Below are 25,083 nucleotides of genomic sequence, written 5' to 3' on the forward strand. Positions count from 1 at the left end.
CCCCTTTTTCGCCACCGCGCACGAGCCCATGCAGGAACGCTACCTCCCCACTACCGTCGAAGCGGCCGCCCAACAAGACTGGCAGGCCCGCGACGTCTATCTGGTCCAAGAACACGCAAAGAACCCCGACGGCTCCGAAAAGCCCAAGTTCTACGCCTGCTCCATGCTGCCCTATCCCAGCGGCAAGCTGCACATGGGCCACGTGCGCAACTACACCATCAACGACATGATGGCCCGCCAGCTGCGCATGCGCGGCTACAACGTCCTGATGCCCATGGGCTGGGACGCGTTCGGCATGCCGGCGGAAAACGCGGCCATCAAGTCCAAGGTCCCGCCCGCCAAGTGGACCTACGACAACATCGCCTACATGAAGAAGCAGATGAAGGCGATGGGCCTGGCAATCGACTGGACGCGCGAAATGTGCGCCTGCGATCCGCAGTATTACAAGTGGAACCAGTGGCTGTTCCTGAAGATGCTCGAAAAGGGCGTCGCCTACCGCAAGACCCAGGTCGTCAACTGGGACCCGGTCGACCAGACCGTGCTGGCCAACGAACAGGTCATCGACGGCCGCGGCTGGCGTTCGGGTGCGCTTGTCGAAAAGCGCGAAATCCCGGGTTACTACCTGCGCATCACCGACTACGCCGACGAACTGCTGGGCGCGGTCCAGAACGACCTGCCCGGCTGGCCCGAGCGCGTTCGCCTGATGCAGGAAAACTGGATCGGCAAGTCCGAGGGCCTGCGCTTTGCCTTCCCGCACCAGATCGCCGGCCAGGACGGCCAACTGATCCAGGACGGCAAGCTGTACGTCTTCACCACCCGCGCCGACACGATCATGGGCGTGACTTTCTGCGCCGTGGCGCCGGAACACCCCCTGGCCACGCACGCCGCCGCCACCAATGCGCCGCTGGCCGCGTTCATCGAGCAGTGCAAGCTCGGCGGCACGACCGAAGCCGAAATGGCCACGCGCGAAAAAGAAGGCATGCCCACGGGCCTGTTCGTCACGCACCCCATCACCGGCGCGCAGGTTGAAGTCTGGGTCGGCAACTACGTGCTCATGACCTACGGCGACGGCGCCGTCATGGGCGTGCCGTCGCACGACGAGCGCGACTTCGCCTTCGCCAAGAAATACGGCCTGCCCATCGTGCAAGTCGTGGAAGTGCCCGGCAAAGACTACTCCACCGACGCCTGGCAGGAATGGTACGGCGACAAGCAGTCGGGCCGCACCATCAATTCCGGCAAGTACGACGGCCTGTCCTACAAGGAAGCCGTGGACGCCATCGCGGCCGACCTGGGCGAAAAGGGCCTGGGCGAAAAGCAGACCACCTGGCGCCTGCGCGACTGGGGCATTTCGCGCCAGCGCTACTGGGGCACCCCGATCCCGATCATCCACTGCGCCGACTGCGGCCCGGTGCCAGTGCCCGAAAAGGACCTGCCCGTCGTCCTGCCCGACGACCTCATCCCCGACGGCAGCGGCAACCCGCTGGCCAAGAACGAAGCCTTCCTGTCCTGCGCGTGCCCCAAGTGCGGCAAGCCCGCCCGCCGCGAAACGGACACGATGGACACGTTCGTGGACTCGTCCTGGTACTTCATGCGCTACACCTCGCCCGGCAACGACAATGCCATGGTCGACCAGCGCAATGACTACTGGATGCCGATGGACCAGTACATCGGCGGCATCGAGCACGCCGTGCTGCACCTGCTGTACGCGCGCTTCTGGACCAAGGTCATGCGCGACATGGGCCTGCTCAACTTCGACGAGCCCTTCACCAAGCTGCTGTGCCAGGGCATGGTGCTGAACCACATCTATTCCCGCAAGACGCCCCAGGGCGGCATCGAGTACTTCTGGCCCGAAGACGTCGACAACGTCTATGACGACCGCGGCGCCATCGTTGGCGCCAAGCTGAAGTCGGACGGTTCGGCCATCAACTACGGCGGCGTGGGCACGATGTCCAAGTCCAAGAACAACGGCGTCGATCCGCAATCGCTGATCGACACGCTGGGCGCCGACACGGCCCGCCTGTTCGTCATGTTCGCCAGCCCGCCCGAGCAGACCCTCGAATGGTCCGATTCCGGCGTCGAAGGCTCCAACCGCTTCCTGCGCCGTCTCTGGTCCATCAGCTACAACCGCCGCGAAGCCATCGCTCGCGGCCTGGCCCACGGCGCGGACTGGGCGCAAGCGCCCGCCGCGGTCAAGGACCTGCGCCGCGAGGTCTACGGTCTGCTCAAGCAGGCCGACTACGACTACCAGCGCATCCAGTACAACACCGTCGTGTCCGCCTGCATGAAGATGCTGAACGCCATCGACGATGCCAAGCTGCCCGAAGGCGCCGAGGCCGATGCCGCCTATGCCGAAACCGTCGGCGTCCTGCTGCGCGTGCTCTACCCGGTCGTGCCGCACATCACCTGGCACCTGTGGCAGGATCTGGGCTACGCCAAGGAACTCGGCGACCTGCTCGACGCCCCGTGGCCGCATGTCGACGAAGCCGCCCTCGTCGCCGACGAGATCGAGTTGATGCTGCAGGTCAATGGCAAGCTGCGCGGCTCGATCCGCGTGGCGGCCAAGGCGGCCAAGGAAGATATCGAGAAACTGGCAGCCAGCCAGGAAGAGGTCGCCCGATTCCTGGAAGGCCGTCCGCCCAAACGCGTCATCGTGGTTCCGGGCAAACTGGTCAACGTCGTAGGCTGATGAGGTCAAGCATGCACTTCGCCGGGCAACAATCGCAAGTCTCCCGCCAAACCTGGCTGCTGCGCGGCGCCTGCCTGGCGCTGTTCATGCTGCTCTCCGCCTGCGGCTTCGCGCTGCGCGGCACCACCCCGATGCCCTTCGACACACTGTACGTGGGCATTCCCGACAACATCCAGTTCGGCGCAGACCTGCGCCGCGCGCTGCGCGCGGCCTCGCCCAACACCAGACTGGTGGATTCGCGCAAGGAAGCCCAGGCGATCCTCCAGCAGGTCAGCGACACGCGCACGCTGCGTGAGGTCTCGCTGAACGCGCAAGGCCGTGTCGAATCCTACGAACTCGGCATCAACTACACGTTCCGCCTGATCGACGCCAAGGGCCGCGCCCTGGTCCCCGACACGACGCTGTCCATCTACCGCGAAATGCCGTACGACGACCAGGTCGTGCAGGCCAAGCAGGGCCAGATCGAAACGCTGTACAAGGCCATGCAGCGGGACCTCGTCTCGCGCGTGCTGCGCCGCATCACCGCGCCGGACGTGCACAAGGCATTCGAAGCCGCGCAAGCGGGCGGCGACGACGCAAACACGCCGCTGTTCGACCCCAACGAGCAGCAACGACCGCGCGTGCCCACGCCCTGGCAGACGCCGTCCGTCACCGATCCGGCCATCGTCCGCTAGTCCATGGCACAGCCTCTGGACGCGGATCGGCTGGCCGAACACCTGCAGCGGCCCGGCAACCGCCTGGCGCCGCTGTACACGGTGTCGGGCGACGAGCCGCTGCTGGTGACCGAAGCCGTCGACTCCCTTCGCGCCGCCGCGCGCAACGCCGGCTACACCGAGCGCCTGTCCATGGTGATGGACGCGCGCAGCGACTGGAGCGCGGTCATTGCCGCCACCCAGAGCGTGTCGCTCTTTGGCGACCGCCGCATCCTTGAAATCAAGATACCCACCGGCAAGCCGGGCAAATCCGGCGCCGACACCCTGACCAAGCTGGCCGAACAGGCCGAAAAGCAGCCAAACGCCGACACGCTGGTGCTGATCGCGCTGCCCCGTCTGGACAAGGCCACCCGCGAAAGCCGCTGGATGCAGGCGCTTGCCCGCGCCGGCATGTCTGTCGATATCGCCAATATCGAGCGCGGCCGCCTGCCCGCCTGGGTCGGCATGCGTCTGGCGCGCCAGAACCAGCGCGCCGACAGCGCCACCCTGCAATGGATGGCGGACAAGGTCGAAGGCAACCTGCTCGCCGCCCACCAGGAAATCCAGAAGCTGGGCCTGCTCTACCCCGAAGGCCAGCTTGCCCCCGAGGACGTGGAGCGCGCCGTGCTGAACGTCGCCCGCTACGACGTCTTCGGTTTGCGCGATGCCATGCTGGCCGGTGACATCGGCCGCACCATCCGCATGATCGACGGCCTGCGCGCCGAAGGCGAGGCGCTGCCGCTGGTGCTGTGGGCAGTCGGCGAAGAAATCCGCTTGCTGGCGCGCATTGCCGAGGCACGCGCGCTGGGCCAGGACGCGGGCGGCCTCATGCGCCGCCTGCGCATTTTCGGCGCGCATGAACGCCTTGCGCTGCAGGCCCTGAACCGGGTGCAGCCCAACGTCTGGCCCGCCGCCGTGCAGCACGCCCACGAAGTCGACCGCCTGATCAAGGGCCTGTCGGTGCCCGGACGCCTGTCGGACCCCTGGGAAGAAATGACCCGGCTGGCCCTGCGCGTGGCCGCCGCCGGCGGCCGACCGTGAAGGCGGCTTCGCCGCCTGCCTCCCGCCCCCCATCCGGTCCGCCGACCGGATCTCGCCCGGCCCTCCCGCCGGATATACACTGACTCTCCAGGCGGCGCCCGCGCCGCCTTCTCCACAAGATCGACGCCGCCATGTCCTCGTCCTCCATCGAACAAGCCATGCTGACCCTGGGCGAAAACGCCCGCCGCGCCTCGCGCGCCATGATGCGCGCCGACAGCGCCGCCAAGAACCGGGCGCTGATCGCCATGGCCGACGCGCTGGCCGCCAGCCACGACGAACTGAAAGCCGCGAACGAAAAGGACGTGGCCGCCGCCCGGGCCAATGGCCTGGAGCCCGCCCTGCTCGACCGCCTGACCCTGTCGGACAAGACGCTGGCGCACATGGCCGAAGGCCTGCGCCAGATCGCCGCCCTGCCCGACCCGATCGGCAGCATCACGGCCACCACCGTGCGGCCCAACGGCATGCGTGTCGCCCAGATGCGCGTGCCATTGGGCGTGATCGGCATCATTTATGAATCGCGCCCCAACGTCACCATCGACGCCGCGGCCCTGTGCCTGAAGTCCGGCAACGCCGCCATCCTGCGCGGCGGCAGCGAAGCCCTGCACTCGAACGTGGCGCTCGGCCGCATCGTGCAGACCGGCCTGGCCGCCGCCGGCCTGCCGCAGGATGCCGTGCAGGTCGTCGCCACGACCGACCGCGCGGCCGTGGGCGCGCTCATCACCATGACCGAGCACATCGACGTCATCGTGCCGCGTGGCGGCAAGGGCCTCATCGCACGGCTGTCCCAGGAAGCCCGCGTGCCGCTCATCAAGCATCTGGACGGCAACTGCCACATCTACATCGACGCGGCGGCAGACCCCGACAAGGCCCACGCCATCGCCCTGAACGCCAAGACCTACCGCTATGGCATCTGCGGCGCCATGGAAACGCTGCTGATCGACGCCGTGGCCGCCGTGTCCATCTTGCCCAGCCTGGCCGCCGCCTTCGCCGAACACGGCGTCGAACTGCGCGGCTGCCCGCGCACGCTGGCGCTGCTGCCGCATGCCACACCCGCCACCGAGGAAGACTGGGCCACCGAATACCTGGCGCCCATCCTGGCCGTGCGCATCGTCGACACGCTGGACGACGCCATCGAACATATCGCGCGCTATGGCTCGGGCCACACCGACGCGATCGTCACGCAAGACCTGTCTGCGGCCCAGCGCTTCCAGCGTGAAGTCGACTCCAGCTCCGTCTACGTCAACCTTCCCACCTGCTTTGCAGACGGCTTCGAATACGGGCTGGGCGCGGAAATCGGCATTTCCACCAATCGCCTGCACGCGCGCGGCCCGGTCGGTCTGGAAGGCCTGACCACGCTCAAGTGGGTCTTGAACGGCGAAGGCCAGACCCGCGGCTGACCCAGCCCAAGCGCCCGACCGGCGCTACTGACGCGGCCCTGAACACAGGGCCGCGCCAAGCCCTCTACAATAGGGCCAGCTTTTTTTGCCTGAATTTGTCCATCCCACGCGGTCCGGCCGCGCATCGTTGAGATCCCCCATGCATTCACCCGTCATGGCAATGGCCTTCAGCCTGTTTGTGCTGTGTTTCATCACCTGCACGATCAGCGGCATCGTGCTGTTCTTCTTCAAGACCCAGCAGGTCAATGCGGCCCTCAAGCACCCCTATCTGCAGCATCGGCCGTTCAAGCAATTCCCGCTGGCGATCCAGGCCGCGATCATGCTCGATTATTTCTTCCGCCTGATGTTTCCCGGCACGCGCATGTGGTTGATCGGCAATGCCAACGACCTGCTTGCCCACGTCGATCCCAAGAAGGTTCCGCTGTCCCTCAAATGGCCGATCGTCGGCTTCTGGGGATCTTGCTGGCTGGGCCTGATCGCCATGATCGTCTTGTGGATCATGCTGTTCCTCGGAGCCTGAACGCATGCAGATCAGATTTGAAGACTATCCCGGCAGCATCGACGCCGCGCGCTTTCTGATCGCCGCGCGCCAGACCGGCGTGGCCGGCCCCCGCCTGCCCGCGGAATGCCGGCCGCAGTCCCTGGGCCAGGCCTTCGCCGTGCAGCAGCGCACCGCTGAACTGCTTCGCGAAACGCGCCAGGACACCATCGCGGCCTGGAAAAGCGCCCTACCCTCGCCCGAAAAAACCGTCGTGGCGCCCATCTATGCCTCGGGCACGGCTGACGCCACGGCCGGGCTGGTCGCCACCCGCGATGCCCTCGTTCGCATCGAACCCGAAATCGCGTTCGAAATCGCCCGCGACCTGCCGCCGCGCGACACGCCCTACACCGAAGCCGAGATCGACGCCGCCGTGGGCGGCGCCCGCCTGGCGCTCGAAGTCCTGGGCTGCCGCTACGCCGCCCCCGAACATGCAAGCCTGCCCGAGTTGCTGGCGGACCACATGTTCAACCAGGGCCTCGTCCTGGGCCCGCGGATTTCATCGCCAGACGCAGCCCCCGGCTGCATGACGATCACGTTGATGGTCGATGGCGTTGAAGTCGAGCAGCACGCAGGCATCCACCCGAACGACCGCCCCAAGGCCGGCCTGTACTGGCTGGCCAATTTCCTGCGCGAGCAAGGCCTGGGGCTGACGGCCGGTCAGCACGTCATCACCGGCTCATACGCGGGCTTTCTGGACGTGCCCGCCAATCAAGACATCGAATTGGCGTACGGCGATCTGGGCGTGCTGAAGGTGCGCTTCGGCGGCTAAGGTCGCACAGGCAGCCACCTTCACGCCGCCTCACTTTCAGGCGGGGCCGCCTTCTGGCCGCCCCACCTTCGGGCAGCGCCGCCGTTTTCCCCCAACCGCCAATTACTTCGGCGCAGGCTCGGCGATGCTGATCGGCTCGCCGGCCGCCTCAATGATTTCGCCGGTCGCCAGGCACAGGTCCTCGCGGTACCGCCCCGCCACCACCTGCACGCCCACCGGACTCGGGCCCGCGCTACTCATGGCGCTGCCCATCGCCACGGACAGTCCCGGCAAGCCCATGAACGGCAGACCGATCTGGGTCATCTGCGCGCGCCACACGCGCGCATAGGCCGCGTCGCCTTGCAGATCCAGGTTGTCGGGAAATGGCAGTTCGGCCGACACCGGCAAAAGCAGCACGGGATACTCGGCAAAGAACATCTCCCACAAACGCGTGAGCGTGGCGCGACGCGTCAGCACCGCCGAAAAGGTCGCCAGATCCGCGCCCGCCGCCTTGTCGCGTTGCCCTGCCAGCGCCACCAACGCGCCCGGGTCGCCTTCTTTTTCCGCCGCCGCCAGCATGGCGTCGTAGCCGTCGGCCATCCACATGCGGATCTGCAGGTCGGCTGCCTCCTGCATCGGCGGCAGCGCTTCCAGCGTATCGACTGTCCAACCCGCCTCGCTCAGCCGCCGCGCCGCTTCCTGCAACGCCTTCACCACTGCGGGATCGGTATCCATGCCTTCCGGGTTCAGACACAGCGCAACGCGCCGCGGCGCCTCCGGTCCGGTCAGCGGCGCCGGCACCCACCACGGATCGCGCGGATCCGGCGCAGCCAGCGCGGCCAGACCCAGCCGCACATCGGCAATCGTGCGGCCCAGCGGTCCCGACACGGCGGTGATCTGCCCGCCGATCGAACGCTCCGGCAGCGAGGCGTTGTAGGCCGCCACCCTGCCCAGCGATGGACGCAGGCCATGCACGCCGCACGCATAGGCGGGGTAACGGATCGACCCGGCGATGTCGGTGCCATGCGCCAGATGCCCAATGCCTGCCGCCACGGCAGACGCGGCGCCGCCCGACGAACCGCCGGGCGTCAGCGCCGGATTCCGCGGATTGCGCGTGTCGCCATGCAACACGTTGCCGGTAAACCAGCGCAGCGAAAACGCCGGCGTGTTCGTGCGGCCCACAATCACCGCGCCGGCCCGCCGCAAGTTGTCGACGACGGGGCTGTTCCGTTCGGCAATCAAGTCCTTCTGCAACCGCACGCCGTTGGTCGTGGCAAAGCCCGCCTGATCCACGTTGACCTTCACGGTCACGGGCACGCCGGCCAAGAGGCCGGGATCTTCTCCGCGCGCGGTTGCCGCATCTACCTCGGCCGCCTGCGCCAGCACGTCTTCCGGCCGATGATCCACCACCGCGTTGATCGCGGGATTGACGGCATCGAGCCGCTGCAGCGCGCTTTGCGCGGCCTGCACGGCGGACACTTCACGCTTGCGGACAAGGGCGGCAAGCTCAACTGCGGACAAACGCCAAAGATCGGACACGCGCAACTCCTGAGGTCGTGGGTTTTCCTGCGGGCCAGCAAACCTTAGCGCCAGTCGCGCCGCGCGACAAGCCTCGGTTTGCCGCTAATTGCTCTCTTCAAAGACCTCGACAATCGCGTCGGCCACGGCCCGCACGCGCGCGGTGCGGTTCAGGTCGCCATGCATCACCAGCCACAGGTCATACGCCTCGGCGCGCGCTGGCCAGATGCGCACCAGGTCCGGGAAGTCGGGCGCCATGTGCGTGGGCAGCTCGCCGATGCCAAGACCCGCCACGACCGCGTCGATGATCATCAACCCCGAATTCACCTCGACACCGATGCGGCCATTGCGGGTGGGCTCGCCGCAAAGGGAATCGGACCAGCCCGGCAGCACGGCTTGCTGATAGGCGATCAAGGTGTGCCCCGCGAACGCGGTGCCGGGCTTGGGCTCGCCGTGCGCGTCCAGGTACGCGCGCGATGCATACAAGCCCACCTCCTTGCGCGCCAAGTGACGGTGGATCAGATCGGGGTTGTCGGGCTTGATGTTGCGGATGGCCAGATCGGCCTCACGGCGCGTCAGATTGCTGATCTGGATGCCGGTCGTCAGCACCACGCGAATGTCAGGGTGTTCGGCGTGGACCCGCTTGATGGCCTCCATCACGAAATAACGGGCAACCGTCTCCGAGGCTGCCACGCGAACCACCCCCGACAGCCGGTGATCCAGCCCCTGCATCTGGCGCTGCAGCTGGTCCGCCGCCTGCTCCATGCGTTCGGCGGCCGCAAACGCAAGCTCGCCCGCCGAAGTCGGGACGTAGCCACCGGGCGTGCGCAAGAACAGGCGCGCATCCAGCGACGCCTCCAGCGCGGCTAGGCGCCGTCCAGCGGTGGCCTGGTCGATCTGCAGTACCGCCGCCGCCCCGCGCAGCGTTCCCACACGGTAGATGGCCAGAAATATCCTCGCGTTGTCCCAATCCATTTGACGTCCGTGATGCACTTTTGCATGACTATAAAGCAGTAATACGGCTTTTTTGCATCACAACAAGCGCCTAAGCTTTGCACCTCCCGCCCCCCGCCCCCTCGAAAAGAGTCCCACCATGTCATCCGCCTGCCGCCCCATCGCCGCCCAAGACGCGCTGCCCGTCGCCGCCACGGGATGGGTGCCGCTTGTCACCCTGGCCATCGGATTCGTCATGGCCATGCTCGACGTAACCGTGGTCAATGTGGCGATTCCCAGTATCGCGCTCCAGTTCGCCGTCCCACTGACCGACCTGGTGTGGATCGTCGACGGCTACACGCTGACGTTCGCCGCCCTGCTGCTGGTCGCCGGCGCGCTGGCCGACCGCTACGGCGCCAAGACCCTCTACCTTGCCGGCTTGGGGGTGTTCACCGCCGCGTCACTGCTCTGCGGCCTGGCGCCAAACGCCGACACCCTGATCGCGGCCCGCATGCTGCAAGGCGTCGGCGCGGCGCTTTTCATGCCAAGCTCGCTCAGCCTGCTCACGCACGCCTATGACGACGAAAGCGTCCGCAACCGCATGCTGGCCGCCTGGTCCGCCATCGTGGCGGTCGCTGGCGCATCGAGACCGTTGCTGGGCGGCGCGCTGATCCACCAATTTGGATGGCGCGGCATCTTCCTCATCAACATCCCGCTGGGTCTGGCAGGCCTGTGGCTCGCCCGCCGCCGCATCGCGTCCGCGCCACGTCGCGCCCGCGCGCTCAACCCCATGAGCCACGTGCTCGGCGTCGTGGCGCTGTCCAGTCTGTGCTTCGTGCTGATCCAGGGCAACGCCTATGGCTGGACCTCCCCGGCCATCGCAGCGACGATGCTTCTGGGCCTGGCCGCCGCCGCGCTTCTGGTGCACCGCGAACGGCAGCACGCCGAACCCATTCTCCCGCGGACGCTCTTCGCCACCCCGCAATTCTCCGCGGCCAACGCGGTGGGGTTTCTCATCAACCTCGCGTCGTATGGCCAACTGTTCTTGCTCAGCCTGTTCCTGCAGCATGCACGCGGCGCCGATGCGTTGCAGACCGGCATCGAGCTGGTGCCGATGCTGGCGGTATTCTCCATCGGCAACCTCATCTCGGGGCGCGTGTCGGCGCGGTGGAACGTGTCGGCATCGCTGTTGGGCGGCGTCTCGCTCGCGGCCGCAATGAGCGCCGTCGGCATCGCCGCGTTCACTCCCGGCGTCGCGTACTGGCCATTTGCCATCGTCGTCGCGCTGGCCAATCTGGGCGTGGGGATCGCCGTGCCGGCGATGACCAGCATCGTCATGCAGGTATCGGGCCGCCAGCACGCCAACAGCGCGGCCGCCGCCCTGAATGCCAATCGCCAATCCGGCGCGCTGGTCGGCGTCGCGGTGATGGGCACCCTTCTGCATCTGCTGCCCGACTGGCATGCCACGTTGCCCGCCGCCTACGGCGTCATCACCGCCAGCTATGGCATCACGGTTGTGCTCGCATGGCGCTATCTGCGCCGTACCCTCAACGCCTGAGCCGGCATGTAAGCCTCGTCATCCGGCGGGCGGGATTTCCACGCCGCGGCCGGCATAGAACCTGTCGAAGTCGGCCAGCGGCAGCACCACGTCCGCCTGCGAGCCCGGCTCGCCCGACGGGTTATGAAACGTCACGGCGTCGGGCGTGGCGCGCGTCACCAGCACCAGATGTCCGCCCTTTTTCGGCGGCTGCACAGCGGGCCAGCGAATCGACGGATGTGCCGAGGCCATGAAGTAATCCGCCCGCGCCATCAGCTCAGGCAGGCCTGACGCCGGCAAGTCCACGCGCACCTGCGCACGCATGCCAAACACGTCTGCGACGTATTGCACGAACGGTGCGTAGATCAGGCCCCTGATGCTTCCGTCCGGTTCCTCGACGTACGCCCCGTAAGACAAGCTGCCCCGCGCCAGCTCCAGGGTCGGATAGGCGTGGCCGGTGCGCGCCGCAAGCACCATCTTCAGACACGCCATCCCGCACACATGGCTGGCCCAGCGCACGTACTCGTCCAGATCCTGCGCCCCGGAATTGCGCCACGCGGGGTCGTCAGCCAGCGCCAGTTCCCCGCGAATGATCTCGCCCGCCCGATGCGCGGATTCCCATTGGCAGAAATACGGTACGGTCGCGCGCGCAGGCGTCGGACGCATGCAAGCCTCCTGGCGATTTCGAAAAGCCCTATCTTGCCGCCGCTCAGCTTGCATGGCAACGGCATCGGCTTTGCTTCACAATGAAGCAAACCCAACAACGGAGACCTGCATGTCCAGCCTTGCTTCGTCCAGCTCTGCTTCGTCAAACCCGCCGTCGTCGCCGTCTGGCTTGCACGGCTCCGCTTCCTCCACCGCCATCCCCATCCGCCGCGTCGCCATCGTCGGCGCCGGCACGATCGGCGCCAGTTGGGCAGCGCTGTTTCTCGCGCACGGACTTGAAGTCGTGGTCAGCGATCCCAGCCCGCATGCCGAAGCTCAAACCATCGCCCGCGTACAGGCGGCATGGCCGGTCCTGGCCGAACTTGGCCACGTGCGCTCCGGCGGCACCGCCGACGCGCTACGCTTCGAACCCGACCTCGAAAAGGCGTTGACCGGCGTGGATTTCGTGCAAGAGAACGCGCCCGAACGCGAAGACTTCAAGACGGACCTGTTTGCCCGCATCGACGCCGTCCTGCCCCCGCACGTCATCGTCGCATCGAGCTCATCGGGCCTCATCATGAGCCGGCTGCAATCGCGCTGCCGCCATCCCCAACGGTTCGTGATCGGCCATCCCTTCAATCCGCCGCACCTCATTCCACTGGTCGAAGTCGTCGGCGGCGACCAGACGTCCGCCGACACCATGGACCGCGCCATCGACTTCTATCGCAGCATGGGCAAATACCCCATCCGCCTGAACAAGGAAGTCCCCGGCCACATCGCCAACCGCCTGCAAGCCGCCCTGTGGCGCGAGGCCATCCACCTTGCCGCCGAAAACGTCGCCAGCGTCGCGGACATCGACGCCGCGGTATCGCAAGGCCCCGGCCTGCGCTGGGCGCTCTTCGGCCCGCACATGACGTTCAACCTGGGCGGCGGCGAAGGCGGTCTGGCGCATTTCATGCACCACCTCCTGGGCCCCGTGCAAACCTGGTGGGACGACCTAGGCGCACCCGAGGTCACGCCAGCGCTGCAGCAACGCCTGATCGAAGGCGTCAACGCCGAGGCCGGCCACCGCAACATCGCCGACCTCGTCGAAACCCGCGACGCGCAACTCACCGCGTTAATCAAGGTGCTGCACCGGTAAAGGCCTCAGCGTTGAGCCGCAGCTGCGCGCCGTCGGCGCTAATATCGGTAACCCGTCATTGTTATAGCCATCCGCCATCGCCCGCTGATCCCCGGGCCGCACCCGGCGAACCGACTCCAGGCGCGGCTTGTTGACGGCGTCGTGTATACGACGGCAAGCGCCTGGCGCCACGACGGCAGATTTCCGAGTCGGCAACCCAGGCCGCGGGCTCGAAACTTGCTCGCTGAACTGAAGTCCGTCCCTTTCCCGGTTTACAGAGCGGGGGTTGCCGTTCTGCCCACGAGAGGGGTTTGAAACGCGTTCGAAGCGGAGCGGGGCTGCCCGGTGTGACTCGCACGCGGTGCACGATTTATGCCCGGCGCGATCCTCAACTAGCGCGTTGTTTGTGAATGCGGCGCAGGCCTCAGTAACGCCCGCTCCACCGCCACCCAAGGAGTTTCTTGAATGATTTCCGTAATACACGACACCGACCGCTCCCGCTTCACCGCCACCGTCGACGGCGTGCTGTGCGTGCTGGACTATGAACTGCAAAACGGCGCCATGGCAATCACGCACACAGGCGTACCCAGCGCGGTCGGCGGCCGCGGCATCGCCGCCGAACTGACCCAGCAAGCCCTGCTCACCGCGCGCGAGAACGGCTGGAAGGTCAAACCCTATTGTTCCTACGCCGACGCCTACATCAGACGCCATCCCGAATACGCCGACCTGCTGGCCTGACGCGATCTCCCAATCCGTTCTCCGCCTTTACCTGCAAGTGCCGTTTGCCCGGACCTGGCGCTAATGCGGAGCGCCCTCCGCCTGCGCCATGTCTTTGTTGTAGTCATAGCGGCGCTCGGTTTGGCAGGTTTGCCTGTCGTCCCGCGCGATTGCAGTAATTTGTTGCGGTGATCCGCCGCGAGCTTTTGTCGCGCGATTGCGTTGCCTCGATCCGTCGCCTCGAGCCGCGTTGCCTCGATTCCTTGCCTCGATCTGATGCCCTGTCTAGCGGCCAGATCAATCGCCTTAGCCTCGCGGGGTCCAGGTGAAGCGACCCCTTGTTTTTTGTTCTGCAGTATCGTCAGAAGCCTAGATTTCACGAATCGAGCGGGCTTTCGGCCTCACGCCCAAATTGGTTTTATCTGCCGGCTCCCTCGATCCGTTATGCTGACCGCTTGAACACTTCTGATTCTCTGATCCGCGTCCGGATTCCATTGCCCCAAGCCGTGCCAAAGCAATCAAGCCCCTCCACTCCCTCCTGCCCCTGCGGCAGCTCCCGTTCCTACCCCGAGTGCTGCGCCCGCTGGCACGACGGCCCGCAGGCGCTGCAAGCCCCTACGGCCGAAGCCCTCATGCGCTCACGATACAGCGCCTTTGTGCTGGACAACCTGCCTTATCTGTTGGCAACGTGGCACCCGCGCACGCGCCCTGCGTCACTCGAGCCCAACCCGCCCGGCCTGAAATGGCTGGGCTTGCAAATCAAGGCCGTGGCAGATCAGGACGCAGAACACGCAACCGTCGAGTTCGTGGCCAGAAGCCGCCTTGACGGCCGCGCCAGCCGCATGCACGAGACCAGCCGCTTCCTGCGAGAAAACGGACAGTGGTTCTACCTAGACGGCGACGTACGCTGAAGGGAAACCTCCGGCCACGATCGCGGCCGTAATTGACGCCGAATTTGACGCCGCGACGAGGCTGCGATGAGATCACGATTGACGCCGTACTTGAAGCCGCGATGTTGCCGCGAGTATCGCAGCATGTGAGGCCGCGATCGGGTCCAGGATTGGGACCAAGACTGTGGCCATGATGGTGCCCGTGACTGCCACCACTACCGCTGCCGCGACTGTATCCATGACTGCCGCCGTTACCGCCACCATGACTGTCGCTTGTGCTGCGGCCGTCACCACGGCGTAGATTTGACTCTGCACCGCGCGGCCTTTCCCGCTTAGCCCGACCAGCCAAAACGTCCCTGCTACCGGACCGGCTGCTTCATCTCCCCACCAATCGCCTGCTTCAGCGCACCCACCAGATCCTGGCCAACGCTGCCGAGGGCGCGCGCGTCTCCCACGATCGCCAGCTCGGTCGGCGGCACATCGGCAAATCCGTCCGCGGCGCCCAGTTCGACATGCGTATCAAGGCGCGCCGAAGCCGGCAACAGACTGACGCCCAACCCCGCTGCCACGGCCGCCTGCACGCCAGCCAGACTGTGGCTGTGGTAGGCGACATGCCACGGCCGCCCGGCGCTCTCCAGCGCATAGATCATCCGCTTGCGATAGACGCATCCCTGCGGAAATAGAACCAGCGGAACGACGGCCGCCGCTTGATTGCGCGCTTGTCCGCCCACCCACACCAGCCGTTCCGGCCACGCCGCAAGGCAAGGCCCTTCACCCGGATCCCGCTTGACCAGCGCCAGATCGAACTCGCCGGCCGCCAGCCCCGCCAGAAGATCCGTGCTCATGCCGCTTAAGGTTTCCAGCCGTACCTGCGCATGCCGCGCGGCAAACTCCGCCAACAGCACCGTCAGCCGCGTCACATCGAAGTCCTCGGGCACGCCCAATCGAATCACGCGAGCGCTTCTCGGCGCGGACAGGACATGCTCGGCCTCCCCCGCAATCGCAAGCAAGCGCCGCGCGTAGGCCAACATGACTTCACCGTCCTCGGTCGCAGACACATTGCCGCCCGCGCGGTCGCGCAGCAGCAAGGTCTTGCCCACGCTCTGTTCAAGCTTGCGCACTTGCTGGCTAACCGTCGACTGCGTGCGATGAACACGGCTGGCCGCCCGCGTGAAACTGCCTTCGTCCACGACGCAAACCAGCGTCTTCAATAGTTCAAGATCGAGCATCGGCTTTGATTGATTGATGTTGACGTGCCGCTCACGAGCGAGCTGGATCGCTTCCAAATCTTCCCGCCCTGACCGGCTCGGCTAGCCCTGGCATCTAACCTCTACACCTGACAACAAAGAAGGTCGGGCGCGGCGCGCTTGTATGTCGGCGCGGGGCGCTTCCCCCAGCGCCGTTTGCGCACTCGCGGCGGCGGCGTGCCGCTCATCAGCTGGATGGGCCGGCCCTTCTCGCTAGCGGAGCCGCCCGTGCACTAAGGCGCTCGTTAAGCATACCGCAGCTCATTGACTCTGCAACTAAGGTAAACGTATTAATTAATTTTACAACTTAGAGCGGTGGGCCTTACGCTGAAGCTCCGAACTCTCTCCGAGCACCGACATGCCTTCTAACCAAGCTCCCCGCCCGCAATGGCTAACCTTCGACTGCTACGGCACGCTCATTCAATGGGACGAAGGCTTGCACGCCGCAGTGGAAAAGATCCTAGCGGGCCGCGAGGCCGCAATGGACCGGCCGACCGCTGCGCAGTTCCTGCATATATACGATGGGCACGAGCACCACCTTGAACAGACGCTGCCCTACCGCAACTTCGCCGAGGTCACCCGCGAATCGTTACGCCTCACCATGGCGCATTTCGGCCTTGAGTACCGGCCCGAAGACGCGGAGACACTCACAGGCAGCATTTCCCGCATGCCGCCATTCCCGGAAGTCGTCGACACACTCGGCAGGCTCAACCAAGCCGGATTTAGCCTGTGCATCATCTCCAACACCGATGACAACATCATCGCGGGCAACGTGGCACAAATGGGTGGCCATATCGACCGCGTCATTTCAGCTGAACAGGCCCGCGCGTACAAACCCTCGCCCGCCATCTTCGCCCACGCGCATCAAAAGCTTGGCGTCACCCCGGCAGACGTCGTGCATATCTGCGCCAGCCCTCACCTGGATCTCGCTGCAGCACGCGACATTGGCTTTCGCTGCATCTGGATCGACCGCGGCACCGGCCGCCAACCCTTGCCTGACTATCGGCCTGACGCTACCGTAGCAACTCTGGATCGCGTGCTGGACGTTTTCAGTAAAGCCGGCTGGCTCTGATCCCCAACCCATCCCTTGAAGGTTGTCATGAACCAGGAACCCGGTTTTGCGAAAGCACTCTTCCATGCAGATCCCGTCACCGCTCTACGCACGGACCTGGCGCTGGCCCTACGTGCGGCCGCAGCCCACGGACTTGGCGAAGGCGTCTGCAATCATTTCAGCGTGACATTGCCGGGCGATCCCGATCATTTCCTTCTGAACCCACGTGGCCTCATGTGGAACGAGGTGCAGGCGGACGACATCGTGCTGGTCGACGCGCACGGCAAAAAGCTTGCCGGCCGCCACGAAGTCGAGCCCACCGCCATGTTCATCCACGCCGCCATCCACCGCATCGCCGGCAAGGCCTGCGTGCTGCACACCCACATGCCCTACGCCACGGCACTCACGCTCACCACGGATCGCGGCTTGGACACCACCCTGTCCCAAAACGCCATGCGCTTTCACGGCCGCCTCGCCATCGACCACGCCTATAACGGACTGGCGTTGGACGTGTCCGAAGGCGAACGCATCGCGCACGCCATGCAAGGCGCGGACATCGTTTTCCTCGGCAACCACGGCGTCGTTGTCTGCGGCGAACGTCTCGACTACGCCTACGACGATCTCTTCTTCCTCGAGCGGGCCTGTACCGCCCAGGTCTTGGCACAATCCACCGGCCGTCCCCTGGTTCCCGTCAACGCCGACCTCGCCGCCAAGGTTGCGGCCCAGATTCAAAGCGAACGCCTGCAATCCGAGCTATTTTTCGCAGCGCTGCGTCGCCAGCTACCGTAGTCAGAAGAACATCCGACTCAAACAGCAGAGCATCCGATCCAGCCAAAAACAAACCCCCTCGCGGCGCCAGCCGCGAGGGGGTTTTTAATAAATTCCGATCCTGCATTCCCTTTGCAGCATTCCCTTTGCTGCATCCTGATACCGCATTTTCGATACGGGAATCGCTACAGTAATCCCGACGCCACAAAGACAAAACCCCGCAGGGAATACCTGCGGGGTTTTGAGCAATAAAAGCCTGACGATGACCTACTTTCACAGACGTCCGTCCACTATCATCGGCGCAAAGGCGTTTCACTGTCCTGTTCGGGATGGGAAGGAGTGGGACCACCTTGCTATGGTCGTCAGGCGTAACTGGTTGAGCAGCTGCGGGTTAGGCAACGGCTCCAATCTTGGAAGAAGCGCAACGCGTGGCGATCAGAGCCTGGGGCTCGATGATCAGCGCACGGTGGGGTGTAATTGTGTTGGCTGGCTGCTGACGGTGCAGCCAGTATTTTGTATTGAACGACACTTGGAACGCTATATCACCAGGTCAATAACCATCAGTGTTATAGGATCAAGCCTCACGGGCAATTAGTATCGGTTAGCTTAACGCATTACTGCGCTTCCACACCCGACCTATCAACGTCCTGGTCTCGAACGACCCTTCAGGGGGATCAAGTCCCCGGGATACCTAATCTTCAGACGAGTTTCCCGCTTAGATGCCTTCAGCGGTTATCTCTTCCGTACTTAGCTACCCGGCAATGCCATTGGCATGACAACCGGTACACCAGAGGTACGTCCACTCCGGTCCTCTCGTACTAGGAGCAGGCTCCGTCAAGTATCCAACGCCCACGGCAGATAGGGACCAAACTGTCTCACGACGTTTTAAACCCAGCTCACGTACCTCTTTAAATGGCGAACAGCCATACCCTTGGGACCGGCTACAGCCCCAGGATGAGATGAGCCGACATCGAGGTGCCAAACACCGCCGTCGATATGAACTCTTGGGCGGTATCAGCCTGTTATCCCCAGAGTACCTTTTATCCGTTGAGCGATGGCCCTTCCATTCAGAACCACCGGATCACTATGTCCTGCTTTCGCACCTGTTCGACTTGTCAGTCTCACAGTCAAGCACGCTTATGCCATTGCACTATCAGCACGATTTCCGACCGTACCTAGCGTACCTTCGAACTCCTCCGTTACACTTTGGGAGGAGACCGCCCCAGTCAAACTGCCCACCATGCACTGTCCCCGATCCGGATAACGGACCAAGGTTAGAACCGCAAACAAACCAGGGTGGTATTTCAAGGATGGCTCCACGTGATCTAGCGACCACGCTTCAAAGCCTCCCACCTATCCTACACAGGCCGGTTCACAGTCCAATGCAAAGCTACAGTAAAGGTTCATGGGGTCTTTCCGTCTAGCCGCGGGTAGATTGCATCATCACAAACACTTCAACTTCGCTGAGTCTCAGGAGGAGACAGTGTGGCCATCGTTACGCCATTCGTGCAGGTCGGAACTTACCCGACAAGGAATTTCGCTACCTTAGGACCGTTATAGTTACGGCCGCCGTTTACCGGGGCTTCGATCAAGAGCTTGCACCCCATCACTTAACCTTCCGGCACCGGGCAGGCGTCACACCCTATACGTCGACTTTCGTCTTTGCAGAGTGCTGTGTTTTTAATAAACAGTCGCAGCCACCGATTCTCTGCGACCCCATCATGCTAAGCGCGCAGGCGCTTCACACTACCGGGGTATACCTTCTCCCGAAGTTACGGTATCAATTTGCCGAGTTCCTTCTCCTGAGTTCTCTCAAGCGCCTTGGAATATTCATCCCGTCCACCTGTGTCGGTTTGCGGTACGGTCTCGTACAGCTGAAGCTTAGAGGCTTTTCTTGGAACCACTTCCGATCACTTCGCAAGCAATGCTCGCTCGTGCCACACCCTTGATTTACGCGCCCGGATTTGCCTAAGCGCCATCTTCGATGCAGCAACAGGGACATCCAACACCCTGATGATTTTCCGCGATCCGTCCCCCCATCGCACTGTACGACGGTGCTGGAATATTAACCAGCTTCCCATCAGCTACGCATCTCTGCCTCGCCTTAGGGGCCGACTCACCCTGCGCCGATGAACGTTGCGCAGGAAACCTTGGACTTACGGCGAGGGGGCTTTTCACCCCCTTTATCGCTACTCATGTCAGCATTCGCACTTCTGATACCTCCAGCAGCCTTTACAAGCCACCTTCGCAGGCTTACAGAACGCTCTCCTACCGCGTGCACTAAAAGTGCACACCCGCAGCTTCGGTTTATCGCTTAGCCCCGTTACATCTTCCGCGCAGGACGACTCGATCAGTGAGCTATTACGCTTTCTTTAAAGGATGGCTGCTTCTAAGCCAACCTCCTGACTGTCTATGCCTTCCCACTTCGTTTCCCACTTAGCGATAATTCGGGACCTTAGCTGGCGGTCTGGGTTGTTTCCCTCTTGAGTCCGGACGTTAGCACCCGGTGCTCTGTCTCCCAAGCTGTACTTGCGGGTATTCGGAGTTTGCCATAGTTTGGTAAGTCGCCATGACCCCCTAGCTATAACAGTGCTCTACCCCCCGCAGTAATACTTGAGGCACTACCTAAATAGTTTTCGGAGAGAACCAGCTATTTCCAGATTTGTTTAGCCTTTCACCCCTATCCACAGCTCATCCCCTAATTTTTCAACATTAGTGGGTTCGGTCCTCCAGCACGTGTTACCGTGCCTTCAACCTGGCCATGGATAGATCATCTGGTTTCGGGTCTACACCCAGCGACTGAATCGCCCTATTCGGACTCGCTTTCGCTACGGCTTCCCTATTCGGTTAACCTTGCCACTGAATGTAAGTCGCTGACCCATTATACAAAAGGTACGCAGTCACCCCACAAGGAGGCTCCTACTGTTTGTATGCATACGGTTTCAGGATCTATTTCACTCCCCTTCCGGGGTTCTTTTCGCCTTTCCCTCACGGTACTGGTTCACTATCGGTCGATCACGAGTATTTAGCCTTGGAGGATGGTCCCCCCATCTTCAAACAGGATTTCACGTGTCCCGCCCTACTTGTCTTACGCTTAGTTCCACACACAGAATTTCGTCTACAGGGCTATCACCTGCTACGGCCGGACTTTCCATTCCGTTCGACTATCCTGCGTGCTAAAACGTAAAGGCTCATCCGATTTCGCTCGCCACTACTTTCGGAATCTCGGTTGATTTCTTTTCCTCGAGCTACTGAGATGTTTCAGTTCACCCGGTTCGCTTCCACTAGCCTATGTATTCAGCTAGGGATACTGCATTGCTGCAGTGGGTTTCCCCATTCGGACATCTGCGGATCAAAGCTTGTTTGCCAGCTCCCCGCAGCTTTTCGCAGGCTACTACGTCCTTCATCGCCTGTGATCGCCAAGGCATCCACCATATGCACTTAGTCGCTTGATCCTATAACGCTGTAGGCTATAGGACCTGAGTATTAGCGTTTGTGCCGTTCATAAGTTTCAAAGCAGTCTGAGGCTTATCACCTCAGTCTTGAGAACTTGGAACAAAAAATAATGCAATCACAACCCGTGCCCATCTTCATCAGCAACGCTGATTACTTGATGAACACATTTTCGTTGTGCTTCTTCCAGATTGTTAAAGAACAAATGTAGCTGTTGGGTAAAACCCAACTGATAGCGCTGCAAGCAGCGCTATCAGTTAGTTTCTACGCTGCGCCAAACCTTGACGCCAGCTACAACAAACAACCGATAAGAGTGGACGCTTAACACGAGCACATAAGCTCTGAAAGGAGGTGATCCAGCCGCACCTTCCGATACGGCTACCTTGTTACGACTTCACCCCAGTCATGAATCCTACCGTGGTAATCGCCCTCCTTACGGTTAGGCTAACTACTTCTGGTAAAACCCACTCCCATGGTGTGACGGGCGGTGTGTACAAGACCCGGGAACGTATTCACCGCGACATGCTGATCCGCGATTACTAGCGATTCCGACTTCACGCAGTCGAGTTGCAGACTGCGATCCGGACTACGATCGGGTTTCTGGGATTGGCTCCCCCTCGCGGGTTGGCGACCCTCTGTCCCGACCATTGTATGACGTGTGAAGCCCTACCCATAAGGGCCATGAGGACTTGACGTCATCCCCACCTTCCTCCGGTTTGTCACCGGCAGTCTCATTAGAGTGCCCTTTCGTAGCAACTAATGACAAGGGTTGCGCTCGTTGCGGGACTTAACCCAACATCTCACGACACGAGCTGACGACAGCCATGCAGCACCTGTGTTCCGGTTCTCTTGCGAGCACTACCAAATCTCTTCGGCATTCCAGACATGTCAAGGGTAGGTAAGGTTTTTCGCGTTGCATCGAATTAATCCACATCATCCACCGCTTGTGCGGGTCCCCGTCAATTCCTTTGAGTTTTAATCTTGCGACCGTACTCCCCAGGCGGTCAACTTCACGCGTTAGCTGCGCTACCAAGGCCCGAAGGCCCCAACAGCTAGTTGACATCGTTTAGGGCGTGGACTACCAGGGTATCTAATCCTGTTTGCTCCCCACGCTTTCGTGCATGAGCGTCAGTGTTATCCCAGGAGGCTGCCTTCGCCATCGGTGTTCCTCCGCATATCTACGCATTTCACTGCTACACGCGGAATTCCACCTCCCTCTGACACACTCTAGCTCGGTAGTTAAAAATGCAGTTCCAAAGTTAAGCTCTGGGATTTCACATCTTTCTTTCCGAACCGCCTGCGCACGCTTTACGCCCAGTAATTCCGATTAACGCTTGCACCCTACGTATTACCGCGGCTGCTGGCACGTAGTTAGCCGGTGCTTATTCTGCAGGTACCGTCAGTTTCCCGGGGTATTAACCCGGAACGTTTCTTTCCTGCCAAAAGTGCTTTACAACCCGAAGGCCTTCATCGCACACGCGGGATGGCTGGATCAGGGTTTCCCCCATTGTCCAAAATTCCCCACTGCTGCCTCCCGTAGGAGTCTGGGCCGTGTCTCAGTCCCAGTGTGGCTGGTCGTCCTCTCAAACCAGCTACGGATCGTCGCCTTGGTGAGCCGTTACCCCACCAACTAGCTAATCCGATATCGGCCGCTCTAATAGTGCAAGGTCTTGCGATCCCCTGCTTTCCCCCGTAGGGCGTATGCGGTATTAGCTACGCTTTCGCGTAGTTATCCCCCGCTACTAGGCACGTTCCGATACATTACTCACCCGTTCGCCACTCGCCACCAGACCGAAGTCCGTGCTGCCGTTCGACTTGCATGTGTAAGGCATCCCGCTAGCGTTCAATCTGAGCCAGGATCAAACTCTTCAGTTTAATCTCTGTATTTGTTTCGTATTCTTGGTCTGAATAAATCCAAACCAGGTCATACGTCGCTACTCAAAGGAAGTGAGGTATGTTCTTAAACTTGACGTCTAAGGTACTTCACTTCTAGTGAGCACTTGATTTCTTGTGCTTGCGATAAGGCCGAAACCCAATCGCTGCACTCGCATCAAGCGCCCACACTTATCGGTTGTTTAATTGTTAAAGAGCGGTACTGCTAAATTCTGTACTACAGGTTTCTGCTCTCAACTTCGACTAACTTCGCGTTTGCGTCGTCGCCGTCGTTGCAGCAGAGAAACGAGATTATGAAGAAGTTTTTATCGCTTGTCAAGTCAGCTTCGCTTTTTGCTTTACGCCGTTGCGTCACTTACTTGCGGCGACCTCTTCAGGTCTCGCCAGGACTTTCGTCCTGCCCTAGCAGTTATTGAAACGTCAGGGTAAACCCTAAGTTTTCAGTAACTGCCAAGCCCAAAACTATAGCACAATTTATGCAGATCTTGCAACTGGCTTCTGCCTGATTTGCGTCGATCCTTGCAATAACCGCTTGGCGCTCATTACTGATTGCCGCTGCGGCAGGTGAAAGTGGGTTGCCCCGTTACCTGTTGCACTTGCTTGGCTTCGCGTCTCAAAACTGTCTGAGCGGCGAAGGAGCGAGACTATAGCACAGAATTTTGGACTGTCATGCCAGTGACGCAAAATTTTGGGTGTGTCGTCGGTGGCGAGAAGCCGCCGACCACGGGTAACGCGATTCGCTGTCTCTCTCTCTCTATATATATAGCGAACCAGTGCGAAGCCCGTGGGTGGTAGGCGGCGGACGCGGCGGGCGGGACCACTTACCAGCGCAGGTGATGATTGTTGCGCAACCGTGCGAGATCGCGGCTCAGGGCGACTTCGTTCACCAGCCATTGGGGCGCGCCCACGTCATTGAGCAGGTGGGTATCCATGTCTTGTGCGAGGTTGCGCATACGCCGCTCGTTGCGGCGAGCACAGTACGCGTTCCACAGGCGGGTCATGAAACTGCGGTCTGGCGCCTGGGCGCTTTCCAGCACGGCGACCGGTTCGGCGTTGGCCAGTTTGGCTTTGGGGGGTGCACCGGCCAAGGTGACAGGCGGCATGAAAGGCTGAGCGGTCATCACGGGCTCCTTTTGCTTATCCGTTTTGGTAAGCGTAGTCGCCCAATTTCCGCCTGAAAATCGAATTGTTTTGGCATGATCGGTAAGCTAAGATGACCAGTCGAATTCCAGCCTGGATCTGCCATGCGATTGCCCCTCAATACGCTTCCTGCGTTTCGCGTTGTCGCGGAATTGCAGAATCTTCGCGCTGCGGCGGAGCGCCTTCACCTTACACATAGCGCGGTCAGCCAGCAGATCAAGGTGCTGGAAGAGCAGATTGGTTTTCCGCTCTTCGAGCGCAGCGGGCGCGGCATCGTCCTCAACTCCGCGGGCGCGGCACTTCTGTGCAGCGTGCAAGGCGCCATGGCGCTGCTCGATGAAGGGCTCATGGCTGCGAGCGCGGCTGCGTCCGGCAGCGAGCAAAGGCTGCGGGTGTCCGTGCTGCCTTCGTTTGCCCAGCGGTGGTTGCTTCCGCGCATGGCGCGTTGGCGCGCACGGCATCCCGGCCTGGCGTTGGAGATCGAGACGTCCCAGCAATTGGTCGACTTGTTGCGCGACGGCTTTCATGCCGCGCTTCGAATCGGGCAAGGGCCCTGGCCCGGGGTGGAATCGGAGCCGCTGTTCGATGTGCCCTTGCCGCTCATCGTGCTTGCTTCGCCCGAGACGATGGCCGCCCTGCCCGACAACTCCCCCCAAACGTTGGCGCGCCAACCGCTGCTGGGCGAACGTGAGCTATGGCAGCATTGGTTTGCTGCAGCCGGATTTCCGACGCAGGTCACGCCTGTGGCGTCATTCAACGATGCGGGGATGATGCTGCAAGCAGCTGAGCAGGGGCTGGGAATTACGTTGGGCCGAGAACTGCTGGCGGCGGATGCGCTGTGCGCGGGGCGGCTTGTGCAGGTGTCGCCGGTGCGCGTGCACTACGAATTGGCGCAGACCTATCACCTGGTCTATCGGCCAAGCTTGCGGGACTGGGCGCCCCTGGCCGAGTTCAAGCAGTGGCTGCGCGACGAACTGGAAATTTCGCGCCAGACTCTGGTGACCTCCAAGTCCGAGGACGAGGCCTAATAAAAAAAAAGGTAAAGCAGCGTGCAGCCGCTTTACCT

At 62.4% G+C, this 25,083-nt stretch carries 18 protein-coding genes and 3 rRNA genes; 13 read left to right on the plus strand and 8 right to left on the minus strand.

Translation table 11 applies throughout. From position 1 onward, the window contains the following. Window positions 1–28 precede the first annotated feature (28 nt). From leuS to QEP15_RS18420, 6 genes are all read left to right on the plus strand, one after another. Window positions 29–2,686 (plus strand): leucine--tRNA ligase, encoded by a 2,658-nt coding sequence (leuS, locus tag QEP15_RS18395; RefSeq protein WP_280147834.1) that lies wholly within the window; start codon window positions 29–31, stop codon window positions 2,684–2,686. 11 nt (window positions 2,687–2,697) lie between these two features. After that, window positions 2,698–3,360 (plus strand): LPS-assembly lipoprotein LptE, encoded by a 663-nt coding sequence (locus QEP15_RS18400; RefSeq protein ID WP_152385152.1) that lies wholly within the window; start codon window positions 2,698–2,700, stop codon window positions 3,358–3,360. Window positions 3,361–3,363: 3 nt separating this feature from the next. Beyond that, window positions 3,364–4,419 carry a DNA polymerase III subunit delta gene (gene holA / locus QEP15_RS18405; RefSeq protein ID WP_280147835.1) on the plus strand — a complete coding sequence of 352 codons (1,056 nt, stop codon included), beginning with the start codon at window positions 3,364–3,366 and terminating at the stop codon, window positions 4,417–4,419. Between the two features lie 131 nt (window positions 4,420–4,550). Next, window positions 4,551–5,816 (plus strand): glutamate-5-semialdehyde dehydrogenase, encoded by a 1,266-nt coding sequence (locus QEP15_RS18410; protein WP_056322805.1) that lies wholly within the window; start codon window positions 4,551–4,553, stop codon window positions 5,814–5,816. Between the two features lie 139 nt (window positions 5,817–5,955). Continuing rightward, entirely contained in the window at window positions 5,956–6,336 is a 381-nt protein-coding gene (locus QEP15_RS18415; protein ID WP_180100684.1) for a hypothetical protein, read from the plus strand. A gap of 4 nt (window positions 6,337–6,340) precedes the next feature. Then, a complete protein-coding gene (locus QEP15_RS18420; RefSeq protein ID WP_280147836.1) occupies window positions 6,341–7,126 on the plus strand; it encodes a 2-keto-4-pentenoate hydratase in 786 nt (261 codons plus the stop codon). Window positions 7,127–7,228: 102 nt separating this feature from the next. On the opposite strand, the gene QEP15_RS18425 is transcribed toward QEP15_RS18420, so the two are convergent. Beyond that, a complete protein-coding gene (locus QEP15_RS18425) occupies window positions 7,229–8,644 on the minus strand; it encodes an amidase family protein (RefSeq protein WP_280147837.1) in 1,416 nt (471 codons plus the stop codon). 84 nt (window positions 8,645–8,728) lie between these two features. Continuing rightward, complete coding sequence (locus tag QEP15_RS18430; protein WP_175157070.1) at window positions 8,729–9,598, minus strand: LysR family transcriptional regulator; 870 nt, start codon at window positions 9,596–9,598, stop codon at window positions 8,729–8,731. A 118-nt stretch (window positions 9,599–9,716) separates the two neighbouring features. Between QEP15_RS18430 and QEP15_RS18435 the strand changes: the two genes are divergently transcribed. Beyond that, window positions 9,717–11,114 carry an MFS transporter gene (locus QEP15_RS18435; RefSeq protein WP_280147838.1) on the plus strand — a complete coding sequence of 466 codons (1,398 nt, stop codon included), beginning with the start codon at window positions 9,717–9,719 and terminating at the stop codon, window positions 11,112–11,114. Window positions 11,115–11,132: 18 nt separating this feature from the next. Here QEP15_RS18435 and QEP15_RS18440 read toward each other — a convergent pair whose 3' ends face one another. Continuing rightward, window positions 11,133–11,759 (minus strand): cysteine peptidase family C39 domain-containing protein, encoded by a 627-nt coding sequence (locus QEP15_RS18440; protein ID WP_152385157.1) that lies wholly within the window; start codon window positions 11,757–11,759, stop codon window positions 11,133–11,135. Between the two features lie 109 nt (window positions 11,760–11,868). On the opposite strand from QEP15_RS18440, the gene QEP15_RS18445 reads away from it, so the two are divergent. The 3 genes from QEP15_RS18445 (at window position 11,869) to QEP15_RS18455 (ending at window position 14,486) form a co-directional block, all read left to right on the plus strand. Next, complete coding sequence (locus QEP15_RS18445; protein WP_227741276.1) at window positions 11,869–12,879, plus strand: 3-hydroxyacyl-CoA dehydrogenase NAD-binding domain-containing protein; 1,011 nt, start codon at window positions 11,869–11,871, stop codon at window positions 12,877–12,879. A 444-nt stretch (window positions 12,880–13,323) separates the two neighbouring features. Beyond that, window positions 13,324–13,596 (plus strand): GNAT family N-acetyltransferase, encoded by a 273-nt coding sequence (locus QEP15_RS18450; RefSeq protein ID WP_152385158.1) that lies wholly within the window; start codon window positions 13,324–13,326, stop codon window positions 13,594–13,596. A gap of 485 nt (window positions 13,597–14,081) precedes the next feature. Further along, window positions 14,082–14,486 (plus strand): YchJ family protein, encoded by a 405-nt coding sequence (locus QEP15_RS18455; protein ID WP_152385159.1) that lies wholly within the window; start codon window positions 14,082–14,084, stop codon window positions 14,484–14,486. Between the two features lie 338 nt (window positions 14,487–14,824). Here QEP15_RS18455 and QEP15_RS18460 read toward each other — a convergent pair whose 3' ends face one another. Beyond that, window positions 14,825–15,694, minus strand: a complete 870-nt coding sequence (locus tag QEP15_RS18460; protein WP_152385570.1) for a LysR substrate-binding domain-containing protein — start codon at window positions 15,692–15,694, stop codon at window positions 14,825–14,827. Between the two features lie 376 nt (window positions 15,695–16,070). Between QEP15_RS18460 and QEP15_RS18465 the strand changes: the two genes are divergently transcribed. Together QEP15_RS18465 and QEP15_RS18470 are read left to right on the plus strand one after the other, a co-directional pair. Continuing rightward, complete coding sequence (locus QEP15_RS18465) at window positions 16,071–16,784, plus strand: haloacid dehalogenase type II (protein ID WP_280147839.1); 714 nt, start codon at window positions 16,071–16,073, stop codon at window positions 16,782–16,784. A 27-nt stretch (window positions 16,785–16,811) separates the two neighbouring features. Further along, window positions 16,812–17,552, plus strand: a complete 741-nt coding sequence (locus tag QEP15_RS18470; protein WP_280147840.1) for an aldolase — start codon at window positions 16,812–16,814, stop codon at window positions 17,550–17,552. Window positions 17,553–17,785: 233 nt separating this feature from the next. Here the strand turns inward: QEP15_RS18470 and rrf are convergent. The 4 genes from rrf to QEP15_RS18490 form a co-directional block, all read right to left on the minus strand. Continuing rightward, a 5S ribosomal RNA gene (gene rrf / locus QEP15_RS18475) occupies window positions 17,786–17,898 on the minus strand. Window positions 17,899–18,101: 203 nt separating this feature from the next. Then, a 23S ribosomal RNA gene (locus QEP15_RS18480) occupies window positions 18,102–20,986 on the minus strand. A gap of 342 nt (window positions 20,987–21,328) precedes the next feature. Continuing rightward, window positions 21,329–22,859 (minus strand): 16S ribosomal RNA (locus tag QEP15_RS18485). The 16S, 23S and 5S rRNA genes sit together here, the layout of an rRNA operon. Before the next feature lie 839 nt (window positions 22,860–23,698). Next, window positions 23,699–23,998 carry a hypothetical protein gene (locus QEP15_RS18490; protein ID WP_253855184.1) on the minus strand — a complete coding sequence of 100 codons (300 nt, stop codon included), beginning with the start codon at window positions 23,996–23,998 and terminating at the stop codon, window positions 23,699–23,701. Between the two features lie 123 nt (window positions 23,999–24,121). On the opposite strand from QEP15_RS18490, the gene QEP15_RS18495 reads away from it, so the two are divergent. After that, window positions 24,122–25,045 carry a LysR substrate-binding domain-containing protein gene (locus QEP15_RS18495; protein ID WP_152385162.1) on the plus strand — a complete coding sequence of 308 codons (924 nt, stop codon included), beginning with the start codon at window positions 24,122–24,124 and terminating at the stop codon, window positions 25,043–25,045. Window positions 25,046–25,083 lie beyond the last annotated feature (38 nt).

This window comes from Achromobacter mucicolens (assembly GCF_029866465.1).
Classification (GTDB): Bacteria; Pseudomonadota; Gammaproteobacteria; order Burkholderiales; family Burkholderiaceae_B; genus Achromobacter; species Achromobacter mucicolens.

Bases quoted from the DNA above. Each gene is read 5' to 3' on its own strand.
- leuS (WP_280147834.1), top strand. From the start codon at position 29: ATGCAGGAACGCTACCTCCCCACTACCGTCGAAGCGGCCGCCCAACAA.
- QEP15_RS18400 (WP_152385152.1), top strand. From the start codon at position 2,698: ATGCACTTCGCCGGGCAACAATCGCAAGTCTCCCGCCAAACCTGGCTG.
- holA (WP_280147835.1), top strand. From the start codon at position 3,364: ATGGCACAGCCTCTGGACGCGGATCGGCTGGCCGAACACCTGCAGCGG.
- QEP15_RS18410 (WP_056322805.1), top strand. From the start codon at position 4,551: ATGTCCTCGTCCTCCATCGAACAAGCCATGCTGACCCTGGGCGAAAAC.
- QEP15_RS18415 (WP_180100684.1), top strand. From the start codon at position 5,956: ATGCATTCACCCGTCATGGCAATGGCCTTCAGCCTGTTTGTGCTGTGT.
- QEP15_RS18420 (WP_280147836.1), top strand. From the start codon at position 6,341: ATGCAGATCAGATTTGAAGACTATCCCGGCAGCATCGACGCCGCGCGC.
- QEP15_RS18430 (WP_175157070.1), bottom strand. From the start codon at position 9,598: ATGGATTGGGACAACGCGAGGATATTTCTGGCCATCTACCGTGTGGGA.
- QEP15_RS18435 (WP_280147838.1), top strand. From the start codon at position 9,717: ATGTCATCCGCCTGCCGCCCCATCGCCGCCCAAGACGCGCTGCCCGTC.
- QEP15_RS18440 (WP_152385157.1), bottom strand. From the start codon at position 11,759: ATGCGTCCGACGCCTGCGCGCGCGACCGTACCGTATTTCTGCCAATGG.
- QEP15_RS18445 (WP_227741276.1), top strand. From the start codon at position 11,869: ATGTCCAGCCTTGCTTCGTCCAGCTCTGCTTCGTCAAACCCGCCGTCG.
- QEP15_RS18450 (WP_152385158.1), top strand. From the start codon at position 13,324: ATGATTTCCGTAATACACGACACCGACCGCTCCCGCTTCACCGCCACC.
- QEP15_RS18460 (WP_152385570.1), bottom strand. From the start codon at position 15,694: ATGCTCGATCTTGAACTATTGAAGACGCTGGTTTGCGTCGTGGACGAA.
- QEP15_RS18465 (WP_280147839.1), top strand. From the start codon at position 16,071: ATGCCTTCTAACCAAGCTCCCCGCCCGCAATGGCTAACCTTCGACTGC.
- QEP15_RS18470 (WP_280147840.1), top strand. From the start codon at position 16,812: ATGAACCAGGAACCCGGTTTTGCGAAAGCACTCTTCCATGCAGATCCC.
- QEP15_RS18490 (WP_253855184.1), bottom strand. From the start codon at position 23,998: ATGACCGCTCAGCCTTTCATGCCGCCTGTCACCTTGGCCGGTGCACCC.
- QEP15_RS18495 (WP_152385162.1), top strand. From the start codon at position 24,122: ATGCGATTGCCCCTCAATACGCTTCCTGCGTTTCGCGTTGTCGCGGAA.